The sequence below is a fragment of the Pectobacterium sp. CHL-2024 genome (assembly GCF_044751765.1).
GTDB classification, from domain to species: Bacteria; Pseudomonadota; Gammaproteobacteria; order Enterobacterales; family Enterobacteriaceae; genus Pectobacterium; species Pectobacterium brasiliense.
Genome location: NZ_JBIXKO010000007.1, coordinates 182,779 through 197,382 on the forward strand (window position 1 = coordinate 182,779; position 14,604 = coordinate 197,382).

The following is a 14,604-nucleotide window of genomic DNA, read 5'->3' on the forward strand; positions in this document are numbered from 1 at the left end:
TAACCGGCGGAAGGCTGTCCACCGGCATTCAATAATAGGAAAATCAGAAACGGTAACCGACGCCAATATTAAAGCTATCGATGCGTGTTTCATAAATCTTCGTGCCTTCGTAGCCAATATCAATCGCCCAGTTTGCTACTGGCGTGATTTGGATACCGGCACCATAAGCAAAGCGCGTTTCCTTCTCACTACCGGAATCAGCAAAAGCACCGTAATCGTATTTCCAATCCGCTTTGCCATGACCAACGCCCGCCAGGCCATAAACACTGACGACATCATTAAAACGGTAAGATGGCCCCGCCATCAAGGAGTAGTATTTAATTTTAGTCGTATCATTGGAGTTGAAGTCACGATCATAATAATCTTCTTTTGCCCCCAGATAAGTGAAAGAGCCGATAATACCGAGCGCAGAATCGCCCTGATAATGATATTTAGCGGTAATCCCTTTTGCATCTTTAAAGTCATCGACTTTCGCCTGAGCATAACCCAAAGACACCGTTTGTGTCGCCTGAGCAGCAGACATTCCCATGGCACAAGCAATCAAAGTGGAGAGTAGCAGTGTTGTTTTTTTCATGATCGAAACATCTTCCATATTTGAATAAAAAGACGGTTTCAACAAAGCGAATATATAAGTATCGCGAATGTTGTCCGCACATAAACTTACATTTAAATACGAAGAGGTAAAGTCAGACTTATTTTTAAACAATCGAATTGAAATTTATTTAAATCATTAAAAAACAAAAAGATATATATTATTCATGGTAATTAACGTGCGAGTTTCAACACTATTTTTGGGAACATTCTGAACTGAAGACCGAGGAAATATGGAAATTTTCGACGCCAAAGAATACGGAGGTAAAACCCTACACTCATAAAGGGAAACGTTTCAAAACGACTATTTTTTAAACAAAAACGTTCTTAAAACGAGATTATTTTTAAACCGATAGTATGAGTAGACGATGATTCGAAACAGGAGAAAAATTGAGGATGACTTACTTGAGAATGGCTTACTGAGGAAGAAAGTTGGTCGGCGAGAGAGGATTCGAACCTCCGACCCACTGGTCCCAAACCAGTTGCGCTACCAAGCTGCGCTACTCGCCGAATGCGGGCGCATATTACTGCTACCTTATTAGAGCGTCAATACCTTTTTAGCAAAAGGATTCCGGCTGTCGTTAAAGTATCCATCTCTTGTATTTACAGCCTGAAACCGACGTCCTTGTCCGTGATTCATGTCAATTTGCGGGTTTGTGGCACCAGTTATTTTTAGGGTTAATACCGCCGTCAGGCGATGTGTATCCCACACATCCAAGAATCGTATCAAACAGCTCTTCATGGCGATGTGTTTTGCCAACGCGCTGCTGAGCCTTCAACTGCTCAAACGCATGCTGGTTATCGGGATCAGCCAGAAACTTATCCGATGTCCACACCATCATCGGTGAACGGAACTGTTCAGGCGGTGCCATCTGACGCGGCGTGCCGTGCAAATGATAGTTATCATCGATGGATTCACCGTGATCGGAGGCATAAAACACAATCGCTTTCTTATCCCGCACCTGATCGATCACGCTATCAATAAAGCTATCGGTATAGAGCACGCTATTATCGAAAGCATTAATCAACTGCTCACGCGTGCAAGAGGCATCAACGCCCATACATTCTGGCTGATAGCGCGCATAGCTGCGAGGATAGCGCATGGAATACAAATAGTGGGAACCTTTGGTATGCAGCACAATCAGGTGCTTACCTTTGGGGTAGCGTGCCAGCGATTCCTTGACCTCATCGACCAGCAACATATCTTGCACCGACTTGCCGTCATTGTGTTTCTCTGACGCAATCATTTCACGGAAAGAATAGTTGTTTGCCTCGATACTATTGTAAAACCAGACCTCGCTTTGCATAGCAAACAGCTCAGAGGTAAAGCCCAGCTCTTTCAGCACAGCAAAGATGTTCTGCTCTTTCAGGGTTCGCTGCGGGTTGTCTTCCGTACCGCCTTCTCGCACAAACATACAGCGCATGGAAAGCTTGGTTGAGGTATCACACGACTGACCACGGAATGCGACCAGGTTTTTTTCTTTTGATAGCTTCGGCGTCGTATCTCGCTCGTAGCCTAACAGCCCCATATGATCCCAACGGGTGGTTTCACCGATAATAAAAACGACGTAGGTATCGTCAATGCCTTTCGGCGGGACATAGGTAAAATGCTGAGCCGGATCGAAAAGATTAGAAGAATCCTGGCTCTCGTCATACTTGGTGTACGCAAATAACCCTAACGCAGACAACCAGTTAGAAGGAAGATACGAGTGAGCCACCACGCCACCATAGCTGGGCAAATCCACATTGGATTCTCGCTCGGACACTGACTGAACGTTGTCCATATAGCGAAGCGGCATCCAAACCAGCGCAACAACGGCGATAAGAACCAGAAGAGGAATCAGCCGCTTTCCCGGTGATTTAAGCTGTTCGATCAGCGTATGACGTAGCGAGTTCTTCCAGATCAAAAACAGCGGCAGTGCACTTACCACCAGCATCCACAGGAAAAAACGAAAACCAATCACTTCTTTAGAAAGATCAATATCCGTGGTCATGACCGCAGCAATAATGCCATAGCCAATCACAACATTAAAAAACGTCATGTAATAGCTGGCAGCAACGGAGATCAGCACCAAGAGAGAAGCAATTATCCGATAAAAACGGCGTCCCCCGAGTGAAATAATCCTCATCAGGAAAAAGGTAAATAAGATACTCGCGGTCAATTCGACAAGAGCAGGAATAAACGTTGGAACCTGGCTACCAGCAGAGAGTGAAAAATAATCAAACCGGCGATAATACACTGAGATATTGAGAAAAAGACCAATATAGACTGCCAGGACAAACGATAATTTGGGTTGCGAAAAAGATGCTACAAACTTCATTATGACAAGTGCTCCAACAAACCTTTCTTATTATCTGAAGTTATACGACAACATCCGTATGCCTGAGTTCAACGGAAATAATCAGACTCACAGGCATTTCTATATCGCAAAACAGCAAATAGGCGTAGATCTTTAATTCGTAAATTTTACTTATGATTAAGTAGGGAGAACAGAAAAAAATTGTCCTTTTATGTGAATGAATCCATGAAAAAATAAAAGGCACGCTCCCAATCTGTTATGAAAAATTACCACTGCTTATCTATGTACGCCTTCACGACCTAATCGGGCAATTAATTCCACCACGATAGGGTGCTTCAGGAACGCCATAATCTCTTCCGCACGTCGCTCCCCAATACCGGAGAACTGTCGCCACTGTTGCGCTGTCCATTGCTGTAACGCCAGCCAACCCACATTATCCAATGCGCTACTGGCGGAACGAGGCACAGGAATACCCAGCGCAAGCAGCCAGCGGGATGATGGCATCTGCCGTGCAGACTGCAAGCTTGTATAAATATCTCGCGCCCGCTTATCGCCCATGCCATTGACCGCATTAAGCTGTGCCTCCGTCAGAGATAGCCATGACAGCACATCCTCCAGTAAATCATGTTGTATCAGACGCTGCCACATCCCTTCACGCACTCCTGTCAGATTTAAACCATGCTCTCCACTCAACCAGACTAAGCGCGCCAGAAATTGCTGCTGACAAGCCACGCTATACCGAAAACAGCTAAGAGCATGGAAATCATGTTCATTAGGGGAAACGATGGCAGGCCGCTCAGTACCACGCCATACCACATTATCCAGACGTGGAATCCCCTGCCCTGCCAGACTGACACTCACCCGATCGCCGGGTAACACATCCCACTGTTTCCAACGCGACAGCGAGCCCACATTCACCCGGCTGACCGATTTGTCATCCAATTTCAAAGGATTAAGCTTCAGTACGACGGCGACTTTACCCGTCCGTCCGACAGAAAATGCCACATCAGCCACTTCCGCAACCTGATGAACAGGTGGATATTTCCATGCGATCGCCCAGTCGGCTGATGTATTACGCCAATAGCGCCCCTGCGGCTCTTTAGTCTGGCGAATCACCACGCCATCTGTCACGAAGGGTAGCGGACTGTGATACCAATGATGACGCCATTTCTCCGCATCGGCGAATGACCCAATGGCATGGGTATAGTCCGCCGTCATCGCAAACCCCATTTCCTTCAATTTCTCCAGACGCTCGGGCATCGTCTTTGGGCCATCCGGCCATTCCCAGACAAACAGACCAATCTGCGACAACACGGGAGATGGCTGATGACGACGCATCTCACCGGCCACGACCGAGCGGGCATTAACGCCGCCCTGGGTACGCTGTCGATGATCGGTCATCTTCAGGAAAAGCTCCCCTTGTAGTACCAATGAGGAAGGCGCATCGGTTAATAAATGAGGAATTCCCAGAATCAGGCGCACTTTTTCCGTCCAGTCTTCACCTTGCAGGCCGTTACCCCGGCTAACTGCGGACACGAACTTGCCGTGCTGATAGACCAACGTAACAGCCACACCATCAACTTTTGGCTGAATCCATAAATCCTCATGCGATGCGATCCATTGCACCAGTTGTCGACGGTCGGACAATTTTTTCAGTCCCGTATGGGCAACGGGGTGAGGCTGCTTGCCATTATCGGGCAACCGAGCAGGAATAGCGTTTTGAGGCTGAAAACAGCCTAACCACTGGTTTAACTGGTCCCGCAGTTGATCGTAAACGTCATCTTCTATCGGGCTTTTCCCTTCGGTGTAATACACGTCATCCCACTGTTCTAGCTGGTGACGCAATGCATCAATTTCCTTGCCGGAACGCGTGCTATCCCAATCGGGGCACACCGCAGCCATGGCAGGGAAATTGCTGATGCCCCCCATGGCGATGATGATTAAAAATGTATGAATCCTGAGCCACATAACCCCTCCTGCCATCCATTAGCGAAGGGCCGCAGTACATAGCAACGGAGAGGAAAATACGAGGCAAAAAAAGGAGAAATGCCAAACGCGCCGCAAGATGATTCATTGTTTACAGCAGCGATAAAAAAGACGGGAACGCGCTTCGCAATCTAAAAAAGAAACGTTGGCAAAAAATTTTCCCGATGGCATAACGAAAAAACAGTCAGAGGAGAATTTATCGCAGCGCGACTGATGACATATAGGCGTGTATAATGCAGAGAAATGCGCATTTTTCTGCTGCATATCACCATTCACCATCGTAACCGTTAATAAAACTTCATTATGGCTCAAGGCACGTTATATATCGTTTCTGCTCCCAGTGGAGCTGGGAAATCCAGCCTGATTCAGGCGTTATTAAAAACTCAGCCGCTTTACGACACTCAGGTATCGATTTCGCATACCACGCGAGCGAAACGACCGGGAGAAAACCACGGCGAACACTATTTCTTCGTCGAAGTCGATGAATTTAAGCGTATGATTCAGGATAACGAGTTTCTGGAACACGCTGAAGTCTTTGGCAATTACTACGGTACATCCCGGCCGGCAATTGAACAGGTATTAGCGACTGGCGTTGATGTTTTTCTGGATATCGATTGGCAAGGAGCCAAGCAAATTCGTGCCCAGATGCCGCACGCGCGCAGTATTTTCATTCTGCCGCCGTCAAAAGAAGAGTTGGCTCGCCGCCTGCGTGGCCGTGGACAAGACAGCGATGAAGTCATTGCGCGTCGTATGTCTCAGGCAGTGGCTGAAATGACGCACTACGGCGAGTATGATTACCTGATTGTGAATGATGATTTCGATCTGGCGCTGCTCGATCTAAAAACCATTATTCGCGCCGAACGTCTGCGTTTGAGCAGACAACAGGTTCGGCATGATGCATTAATCACCAAACTATTGGCAGACTGACGCCTCTTTCAGTATGATGCGCAGTCATTTTATTTCCTGTGGAGTAGCACATTATGGCACGCGTAACTGTTCAAGACGCTGTAGAGAAAATTGGTAACCGTTTTGACCTGGTGTTGGTCGCTGCTCGTCGCGCCCGTCAAATCCAGACTGGCGGCAAAGATCCGCTGGTTCCTGAAGAAAACGATAAGTACACCGTGATCGCACTGCGTGAAATCGAAGAAGGTCTGATCAACAACCAGATTCTGGATGTTCGTGACCGTCAGGAACAGCAAGAGCAGGAAGCCGCAGAGATTCAGGCGGTTACCGCGATTGCTGAAGGCCGTCGTTAATCACACCACGAGTCGCCCTTGTACATTTTTGAAAGCCTTAATCTGCTGATTCAACGTTATCTGCCAGAAGATCAGATCAAACGTTTACAGCAGGCTTACTTAGTTGCACGTGATGCTCACGAGGGGCAGACTCGCTCCAGCGGTGAACCCTACATCACACACCCTGTTGCCGTCGCCTGTATTCTGGCGGAGATGCGTCTCGATTACGAAACGCTGATGGCAGCACTGCTGCATGATGTCATAGAAGACACCCCCGCCACCTATCAGGACATGGAACAGCTTTTTGGTAAAAGCGTTGCTGAACTGGTAGAGGGCGTGTCCAAGCTGGACAAGTTGAAGTTCCGCGATAAGAAAGAAGCGCAGGCTGAAAACTTTCGCAAAATGATCATGGCGATGGTGCAAGATATTCGCGTCATCCTGATCAAACTCGCAGACCGTACCCATAACATGCGCACGCTGGGCTCATTGCGCCCGGACAAGCGCCGCCGCATTGCTCGTGAAACGCTGGAAATCTATAGCCCGCTGGCACATCGACTGGGTATCCATCACCTCAAAACCGAGCTGGAAGAACTGGGTTTTGAGGCGCTCTATCCGAACCGCTATCGCGTTATTAAAGAGGTCGTCAAGGCCGCACGCGGTAACCGTAAGGAGATGATTCAGAAAATCTTGTCGGAAATCGAAGGGCGTTTGACTGAAGCCGGGATTGCCTGCCGCGTTAGCGGCCGCGAAAAACACCTGTATTCCATCTACTGCAAAATGCACCTGAAAGAGCAGCGTTTTCATTCCATCATGGATATTTACGCGTTTCGGGTCATCGTGAAAGAGTTGGATACCTGCTATCGCGTACTCGGTCAGGTTCACAGCCTGTATAAGCCGCGCCCAGGTCGGGTAAAAGACTACATTGCCATTCCCAAAGCTAACGGCTATCAATCGCTGCACACGTCTCTGATTGGCCCACACGGCGTGCCGGTCGAAGTACAAATTCGTACCGACGACATGGATCAAATGGCAGAAATGGGTGTTGCCGCGCACTGGGCCTATAAAGAAGGCGAAAGCAGCACTACCGCACAGGTACGCGCTCAACGCTGGATGCAAAGCCTGCTGGAACTCCAGCAAAGTGCCGGTAGCTCATTTGAATTTATCGAAAGCGTGAAGTCCGATCTCTTCCCTGACGAGATGTACGTCTTTACGCCGGAAGGCCGTATTGTGGAACTCCCCGCAGGCGCGACGCCCGTCGATTTCGCCTACGCGGTACACACCGATATCGGGCATGCCTGCGTCGGCGCCCGCGTCGACCGCCAGCCTTACCCGCTGTCACAGTCGCTCACTAGCGGCCAAACCGTTGAAATCATTACCGCGCCGGGTGCCAGACCAAACGCCGCCTGGCTTAATTTCGTGGTGAGCTCCAGAGCACGCTCCAAAATCCGCCAGATGTTGAAAAACCTCAAGCGTGATGATTCCGTGAGCCTCGGTCGCCGTTTGCTGAACCACGCATTGGGTAATGGTCGTAAACTCTCAGACATCCCTGAAAAGTCGATTCAGCTTGAGCTTGAGCGCATGAAGCTCGCTACGCTGGACGATCTGATGGCGGAAATTGGTATGGGTAATGCCATGAGCGTCGTTGTGGCGAAAAATCTGCTGAACGAACAATCTGAACTGGGAACCACTGGGCTGCGCAAGTTGCCGATCAAAGGTGCAGATGGCGTCATGATCTCATTTGCCAAATGCTGCCGCCCTATCCCCGGCGACCCGATTATTGCCCACGTCAGCCCTGGTAAAGGACTGGTTATTCACCATGAATCCTGTCGCAATATTCGCGGCTATCAGAAAGAACCTGAAAAATTCATGGCGGTAGAGTGGGATAAGGTGACAGAACAAGAGTTCATCGCCGAAATCAAAGTCGATATGTTCAACCATCAGGGCGCGCTGGCGAACCTGACTGCAGCGATCAACGCCGCGAACTCCAATATTCAGAGCATCAATACGGAAGAGAAGGACGGCCGCGTATACAGTGCCTTTATCCGTCTCACGACTCTCGATCGCGTTCATCTGGCCAATATTATGCGTAAAATCCGCGTGATGCCGGATGTCATCAAAGTTAACCGTAACCGAAATTAATCGTCATGACCCCTCAACGTTATGCACGTATAAAAGAAATGCTCAACTGTCGTCAGCCCGATCTGACGATTTGCATGGAGCAGGTGCATAAACCCCATAATATTTCCGCCGTTATCCGTACGGCGGATGCCGTCGGCGTGCATCAGGTCCATGCGATTTGGCCCACCAGCCGGATGAAAACGCTGGTTTCCTCCGCCGCAGGCAGCAATAGCTGGGTACAGGTGAAAACTCATCGCAATATTGGTGATGCAGTCGGCCATCTGAAAGCAGAAGGCATGCAGGTTCTGGCGACCAATTTATCTGAACACGCGGTCGATTTTCGGGAAATTGATTACACCCGTCCCACCTGTATTCTGCTCGGGCAAGAAAAAACTGGGATTACTGCCGAAGCGCTCAAACTGGCCGATCGGGACATCATTATTCCAATGACCGGCATGGTGCAGTCGCTGAATGTGTCCGTAGCCTCAGCGTTGATCCTGTATGAAGCGCAGCGCCAGCGCCAGATCGCCGGCATGTACCAGCGTGAGGACAGCCCGTTAGATGAAGAAGAGCAGCAGCGCCTGCTTTTCGAAGGGGGCTACCCGGTGCTGGCACGCGTCGCAAAACGTAAAGGACTACCTCGCCCTTATATTGACCATCAGGGTCAGATTGTAGCGGATACCCCGTGGTGGGCCGCGATGCAATCGTCGGAGTGCTGATGAAAGGCCGCCTGCTGAACACCCAACCGCTGAGTACACTTACTGGCGTGGGTGCAAGTCAGGCAGCGAAGCTCGCGCGACTCGGGCTGGAAACCGTACAGGATCTCCTCCTGCATTTACCTCTGCGCTACGAAGATCGCACGCATCTTTACCCGATTGGCGACCTCCTCCCCGGTATGTACGCCACCGTGGAAGGTGAAATCCTACGCAACGACATCACCTTTGGCAGCCGTCGCATGTTGACCTGCCAAATCAGCGACGGCAGCGGCATGCTGACCATGCGCTTCTTCAATTTCAGCGCCGCGATGAAAAACAGCCTCGCACCGGGACAGCGCGTTACCGCTTATGGTGAAATCAAGCGTGGCAAAATCGGCGCGGAGATCATCCATCCTGAATATCGAGTTCAGGGGGATAGTACGCAGGTCGAGTTACAAGAATCGCTCACGCCGGTTTACCCTTCCACAGAGGGCGTTCGTCAGGCCACGCTCCGCAAACTGACCGATCAGGCGCTGGCGTTGCTCGATGCCAACCACATCGATGAGCTGCTGCCTGAATCTCTAAGCCGTTCGCTCATTAGCCTGCCGGACGCACTACGCACCTTACATCGTCCCCCGCCGGATATGCAGCTCAGCGAGCTTGAGCACGGGAAACACCCGGCACAGCAGCGGTTGATTATGGAAGAACTGCTGGCGCATAACCTGAGTATGCTCGCGGTGCGGGCGGGGGAACAACGGCATAAAGCCTCGCCACTACAGGCGCAAGAGGGTTTGAAGCAACAGTTGCTCGCTGCGCTGCCGTTCAAACCCACGCAGGCGCAAGAACGTGTCGTAGCCGAAATTGAAGCGGATATGGCGAAAGATTTCCCGATGATGCGTCTGGTGCAGGGCGATGTGGGTTCAGGAAAAACGCTGGTCGCCGCACTGGCAGCATTACGCGCCATTGCCAACGGCAAACAGGTCGCGCTGATGGCACCCACAGAGCTATTGGCCGAACAGCATGCCCACAATTTCCGTCAGTGGTTTGAACCACTAGGGCTTGAAGTCGGCTGGCTGGCTGGCAAACAAAAAGGGAAAGCGCGTCAGGCGCAGCAGGATGCTATCGCCAGCGGTCAGGTTTCCATGGTTGTCGGGACGCACGCTATTTTCCAGCAGCAGGTACAATTCAACGGGCTGGCATTAGTCATCATTGACGAACAGCACCGCTTTGGCGTGCATCAACGCCTTGCGCTATGGGAAAAAGGCGAAGAACAGGGCTTTCATGCCCATCAATTAATCATGACCGCGACACCGATTCCCCGCACGCTGGCGATGACGGCCTATGCCGATCTGGATACGTCCGTCATTGATGAACTGCCGCCGGGCAGAACCCCCGTCACCACCGTCGCCATACCGGATTCACGCCGCAGCGACATTATCGAGCGCGTGAATAATGCCTGTCAGCAGGAAGGGCGACAGGCCTATTGGGTGTGTACGCTGATCGAAGAATCCGACCTGCTGGAAGCGCAAGCAGCAGAAGCCACCAGCGAAGAGCTGAAGGCTGCCCTGCCGAATCTCAAGGTTGGATTGGTTCACGGCCGCATGAAAGCGCAGGAAAAGCAGGCGGTGATGCAGGCTTTCAAACAGGGCGAACTGCAACTGTTGGTAGCGACCACCGTCATCGAGGTAGGTGTGGATGTACCGAATGCCAGCCTGATGATCATTGAGAACCCAGAGCGCCTGGGCTTAGCGCAACTGCACCAGTTGCGCGGGCGCGTCGGACGCGGTGCGGTGGCATCTCACTGCGTGCTGCTCTACAAAACGCCAATGAGCAAGACTGCACAAAAACGGCTCCAGGTTCTACGCGATAGCAACGATGGCTTTGTTATCGCGCAGCGCGATCTGGAAATTCGCGGGCCGGGAGAATTACTCGGTACACGCCAGACGGGCAATGCCGAGTTTAAAGTCGCTGACCTCCTGCGCGATCAGGACCTGATTCCACAGGTACAGCGCGTTGCTCGCCACCTGCATGAGCACTATCCCGAGCATGCCGTTGCACTAATCGAACGCTGGCTACCCGAGCGCGCACGGTACACCAACGCCTGATTGCGGCTATGTATTCTGCATTTTTCCTAAAAGTATCCCCTTAAATAATAAGGCCTTGCTTATCAGACAAAATTCATATCGAAAAGATGAGTTAGCAAACGTTTGCTTTCAGCAAAGAGATCATTAAAATGCGCTCTTTGTCGTTTCAGGAACGCCAACTTACATCATGACTACCACCACGGAAACGTCCCAAACAGAAGCCGCTGCCGCACCTCAGCGCAGTGAACTCATCTATCATCTTGAAGACCGGCCGCCGCTGCCGCAAACGCTGTTCGCCGCCAGTCAGCACTTGCTTGCCATGTTTGTTGCGGTGATTACCCCCGCGCTACTGATCTGTCAGGCATTAGGTTTACCCGCTGAGGATACGCAGCGCATCATCAGCATGTCGCTTTTCGCTTCCGGTCTGGCCTCTATTCTACAAATTAAAACCTGGGGTCCTGTCGGTTCTGGTCTGCTGTCTATTCAGGGCACCAGCTTTAACTTCGTGACGCCGCTGATTATGGGTGGACTGGCGCTGAAAAACGGCGGAGCAGATGTTCCCACGATGATGGCAGCACTGTTCGGTACACTGATGGTCGCTTCCTTCACCGAAATCATTCTTTCACGCTTCCTGCATTTAACCCGCCGCATTATTACCCCGCTGGTTTCCGGCATTGTGGTGATGATCATTGGGCTGTCGCTGATTCAAGTCGGCCTGACCTCCATCGGCGGCGGCTATGCCGCAATGGGTAATAACACCTTCGGCGCTCCCAAGAACTTACTCTTAGCGGGTGTGGTGTTGCTGGTTATTATTCTGCTTAACCGCCAGCGTAACCCTTACCTGCGCGTCGCGTCGCTGGTGATTGCCATGGCGGTGGGTTATCTCGGCGCCTGGTTGATGGGAATGCTGCCGGAAAATGCGCCTGCTCAAAACGACACGGTCATTATGGTGCCCACACCGCTGCATTACGGTCTAGGCTTTGACTGGAACCTGTTGATTCCGCTGATGCTGGTCTTCATGGTGACCTCGTTAGAAACCATCGGTGACATCACCGCGACCTCCGACGTTTCAGAGCAGCCGGTCAGAGGCCCGCTGTACATGAAACGCTTAAAAGGCGGCGTGCTGGCAAACGGCCTGAACTCTTGCCTTTCTGCCGTATTCAACACCTTCCCCAACTCTTGCTTCGGCCAGAATAACGGCGTCATCCAGCTTACCGGCGTTGCCAGCCGTTATGTGGGTTTCGTGGTTTCGCTGATGCTGATCGCACTGGGGCTGTTCCCTGCCGTTAGCGGATTTGTGCAGCATATTCCAGAGCCGGTTCTGGGCGGTGCCACTATCGTGATGTTTGGTACGATCGCCGCTTCTGGTGTGCGCATTGTGTCCCGTGAGCCGCTGAATCGTCGTGCGATCATGATTATTGCGCTGTCGCTGGCTGTTGGCCTTGGCGTATCGCAGCAGCCGCTGATTCTGCAGTTCGCACCGGATTGGATTAAAACATTACTGTCTTCCGGTATCGCCGCTGGCGGGATTACGGCAATCGTGCTGAATATTGTCTTCCCACACGAAGAAAAATAGCGCCAGCCCGCAATAATTTCAGTTCAGTTCATGTAAAAGCGAGCGGTGATGCAACACCGCTCGCTTTTTACTGTCTGTAACAGCATTACCTATTGAGCCTTCAGGGAAATTGCGGCATAAGAACAGTTCTCCCTGACGATTGGCATGGACTGACACGATGAAATTTATCGGGAAATTATTGCTGACCCTACTGCTGCTGGCCTTTTTAGCGCTGGTAGTCGTATATGTATTACTGCAAACCAGTTGGGCAGCAGGCTGGGTGAGTAATTGGGTAAACCAGAATACCGACTACCAGTTGTCACTGGGCAAAATTAATCATGACTGGTCAACAGCCGATCATATCCAACTCACTGATGTCAGTTTTGGCCAGAAAAATCAGCCACCGACACTCACGGCAAAGCAAATTTCAGCCGGGTTTAGCGCTCGTCAAATTACCAATCCGCGCCACTTCGCCAGCCTCGAACTGGAAGGCGGTACGCTAAACCTTTCCTCACAGGCCGCCACACTCCCTATCGAAGCCGATGTGCTACAGCTGCGTACAATGGCACTGCAGGCAAAGGACGGCGATTGGCGTCTGAACGGTCAACAAATTAACGGCGGCATGATGCCGTGGCAGCCCGAGGCAGGCTATCTGCTGGGCAAACAGGGGCAGTTCCAGCTCAGCGCCCGCTCACTCGAACTCAACGATATTCCCGCCAGTCAGGTATTGGTTCAGGGCGAAATCAACCACAATCAGCTGATTCTGAGCAATTTCGGCGCGGATGTCGCTCAGGGGCAGCTAACGGGCAATGCCAGCCGCGCAGAAGACGGCAGTTGGCAGATCGGTAACCTGCGACTCAGCAATGTCCGTTTGCAAACGCAAAGAACGCCGGAGGCCTTCTGGCAGCCCGTTACCGAACTGCCTTCTGTGACCGTTGACCGCTTTGATTTGATTGATGCCCGCATTGAAGGACCGGGATGGGCGTTTATCGATCTTGATGTTGCCCTGCAAAATGTCACGTTTAAGCAGAATGACTGGCAGAGCGAGGGTGGAACGCTGTCATTCAATGCAACTGACATTGTGAACGGCAACATGCACCTTATCGACCCTATCGTGAATCTGGACTTGTCACCGGCGGGCGTTAACATCAAGCAGTTTTCTACGCGCTGGGAAGGCGGTTTACTGCGAACCAACGGCAGTTGGCAGCGTAGTAACCACCGTTTAGAGCTGAATGAGTTTGTTGTCGCAGGAATGGAGTACACGCTCCCCGGCGACTGGCGTCAGCGGTGGCAAGCGACCCTGCCATCATGGCTGGCAGAAGTGAATGTGCGAAAATTCACGGCGAACCGCAATCTGCTGATTGATATCAACCCGGATTTCCCCTTCCAGCTAACCGCATTAGATGGCTACGGCAGCAATTTGCTACTAGCTCGCAATCACCAGTGGGGAATGTGGACAGGATCGTTGAATCTTAATGCCAGCGACGCGACGTTTAATAAAGTCGATGTCCGCCGTCCTTCGATGGCACTGGTAGCCGACGATAATCAGATCGCCATTAACGAACTCAGCGCGTTTACACAAAATGGCATGCTGGATGCCAAGGCAACGATCAACCAGCAACCGACACGCAATTTTTCCCTGTCACTGACAGGACGCGCCGTACCGCTGGATGTTCTGACGCGTTGGGGATGGCCAGAACCCGCAACCGCACCGACGGGCAATACAAATCTGCAATTGCAACTGAATGGACGGCTTGCCGCTGATACGCCGCTGAAGCCAACGCTAACTGGCACGCTGCAAGGTGTGGATAGCAATGATCATCCCATCAGACAGCAAATGCATCAGGGAACCGTGACAGAAATGCCGTAATTATTACGTTTTCAAAATTATACGTTTTCAAAATACGGTTTTTTAAATAAGAGCTTTCAAAACATCCGAACGTTGTTGCGTGCTGAAACAGCATCATAAACCCCGTGAAAATCACGGGGTACGACTTGTTTCGAGGGTACTGCCAGAGATTGTGAAGCGTGATGTACTGA

General features: G+C 51.2%; 10 protein-coding genes and 1 tRNA gene. 7 read left to right on the plus strand and 4 right to left on the minus strand.

Annotated features, from left to right (window positions below):
• Positions 1–43 precede the first annotated feature (43 nt).
• The 4 genes from ACIPUG_RS12915 to ligB form a co-directional block, all read right to left on the minus strand.
• Positions 44–574, minus strand: coding sequence for an Ail/Lom family outer membrane beta-barrel protein (locus ACIPUG_RS12915; protein ID WP_039463556.1), 531 nt, complete (start codon positions 572–574; stop codon positions 44–46).
• Positions 575–1,024: 450 nt separating this feature from the next.
• A tRNA-Pro gene (locus ACIPUG_RS12920) sits at positions 1,025–1,101 on the minus strand.
• A gap of 131 nt (positions 1,102–1,232) precedes the next feature.
• The gene (eptB, locus tag ACIPUG_RS12925; protein WP_320696563.1) at positions 1,233–2,912 is read right to left on the minus strand and encodes a kdo(2)-lipid A phosphoethanolamine 7''-transferase; all 1,680 of its coding nucleotides are present in this window, start codon (positions 2,910–2,912) and stop codon (positions 1,233–1,235) included.
• A 255-nt stretch (positions 2,913–3,167) separates the two neighbouring features.
• Positions 3,168–4,859 (minus strand): NAD-dependent DNA ligase LigB, encoded by a 1,692-nt coding sequence (gene ligB / locus ACIPUG_RS12930; protein WP_400338666.1) that lies wholly within the window; start codon positions 4,857–4,859, stop codon positions 3,168–3,170.
• Positions 4,860–5,180: 321 nt separating this feature from the next.
• Here ligB and gmk point away from each other — a divergent pair, with 321 nt between their 5' ends.
• From gmk to ACIPUG_RS12965, 7 genes are all read left to right on the plus strand, one after another.
• A complete protein-coding gene (gmk, locus tag ACIPUG_RS12935; RefSeq protein ID WP_039279976.1) occupies positions 5,181–5,804 on the plus strand; it encodes a guanylate kinase in 624 nt (207 codons plus the stop codon).
• Between the two features lie 53 nt (positions 5,805–5,857).
• Complete coding sequence (gene rpoZ / locus ACIPUG_RS12940) at positions 5,858–6,133, plus strand: DNA-directed RNA polymerase subunit omega (protein WP_005968230.1); 276 nt, start codon at positions 5,858–5,860, stop codon at positions 6,131–6,133.
• An 18-nt stretch (positions 6,134–6,151) separates the two neighbouring features.
• On the plus strand, positions 6,152–8,251 hold the full coding sequence (gene spoT, locus ACIPUG_RS12945) for a bifunctional GTP diphosphokinase/guanosine-3',5'-bis pyrophosphate 3'-pyrophosphohydrolase (RefSeq protein ID WP_010281663.1): 2,100 nt from the start codon (positions 6,152–6,154) through the stop codon (positions 8,249–8,251).
• 5 nt (positions 8,252–8,256) lie between these two features.
• Entirely contained in the window at positions 8,257–8,949 is a 693-nt protein-coding gene (gene trmH / locus ACIPUG_RS12950; protein ID WP_014913643.1) for a tRNA (guanosine(18)-2'-O)-methyltransferase TrmH, read from the plus strand.
• Positions 8,949–11,030 (plus strand): ATP-dependent DNA helicase RecG, encoded by a 2,082-nt coding sequence (recG, locus tag ACIPUG_RS12955; RefSeq protein ID WP_400338688.1) that lies wholly within the window; start codon positions 8,949–8,951, stop codon positions 11,028–11,030. The genes trmH and recG overlap by 1 nt, the downstream gene beginning before the upstream one ends.
• Before the next feature lie 166 nt (positions 11,031–11,196).
• Positions 11,197–12,585 carry an NCS2 family protein gene (locus ACIPUG_RS12960; RefSeq protein ID WP_010281660.1) on the plus strand — a complete coding sequence of 463 codons (1,389 nt, stop codon included), beginning with the start codon at positions 11,197–11,199 and terminating at the stop codon, positions 12,583–12,585.
• A 157-nt stretch (positions 12,586–12,742) separates the two neighbouring features.
• Positions 12,743–14,434, plus strand: a complete 1,692-nt coding sequence (locus ACIPUG_RS12965; protein ID WP_400338668.1) for an AsmA family protein — start codon at positions 12,743–12,745, stop codon at positions 14,432–14,434.
• Positions 14,435–14,604 lie beyond the last annotated feature (170 nt).

Excerpts from the sequence above, each read along its gene's own strand:
- gmk (WP_039279976.1), top strand. The coding sequence starts at position 5,181 with ATGGCTCAAGGCACGTTATATATCGTTTCTGCTCCCAGTGGAGCTGGG.
- rpoZ (WP_005968230.1), top strand. The coding sequence starts at position 5,858 with ATGGCACGCGTAACTGTTCAAGACGCTGTAGAGAAAATTGGTAACCGT.
- recG (WP_400338688.1), top strand. The coding sequence starts at position 8,949 with ATGAAAGGCCGCCTGCTGAACACCCAACCGCTGAGTACACTTACTGGC.
- eptB (WP_320696563.1), bottom strand. The coding sequence starts at position 2,912 with ATGAAGTTTGTAGCATCTTTTTCGCAACCCAAATTATCGTTTGTCCTG.
- ACIPUG_RS12965 (WP_400338668.1), top strand. The coding sequence starts at position 12,743 with ATGAAATTTATCGGGAAATTATTGCTGACCCTACTGCTGCTGGCCTTT.
- ACIPUG_RS12960 (WP_010281660.1), top strand. The coding sequence starts at position 11,197 with ATGACTACCACCACGGAAACGTCCCAAACAGAAGCCGCTGCCGCACCT.
- ACIPUG_RS12915 (WP_039463556.1), bottom strand. The coding sequence starts at position 574 with ATGAAAAAAACAACACTGCTACTCTCCACTTTGATTGCTTGTGCCATG.
- trmH (WP_014913643.1), top strand. The coding sequence starts at position 8,257 with ATGACCCCTCAACGTTATGCACGTATAAAAGAAATGCTCAACTGTCGT.
- ligB (WP_400338666.1), bottom strand. The coding sequence starts at position 4,859 with ATGTGGCTCAGGATTCATACATTTTTAATCATCATCGCCATGGGGGGC.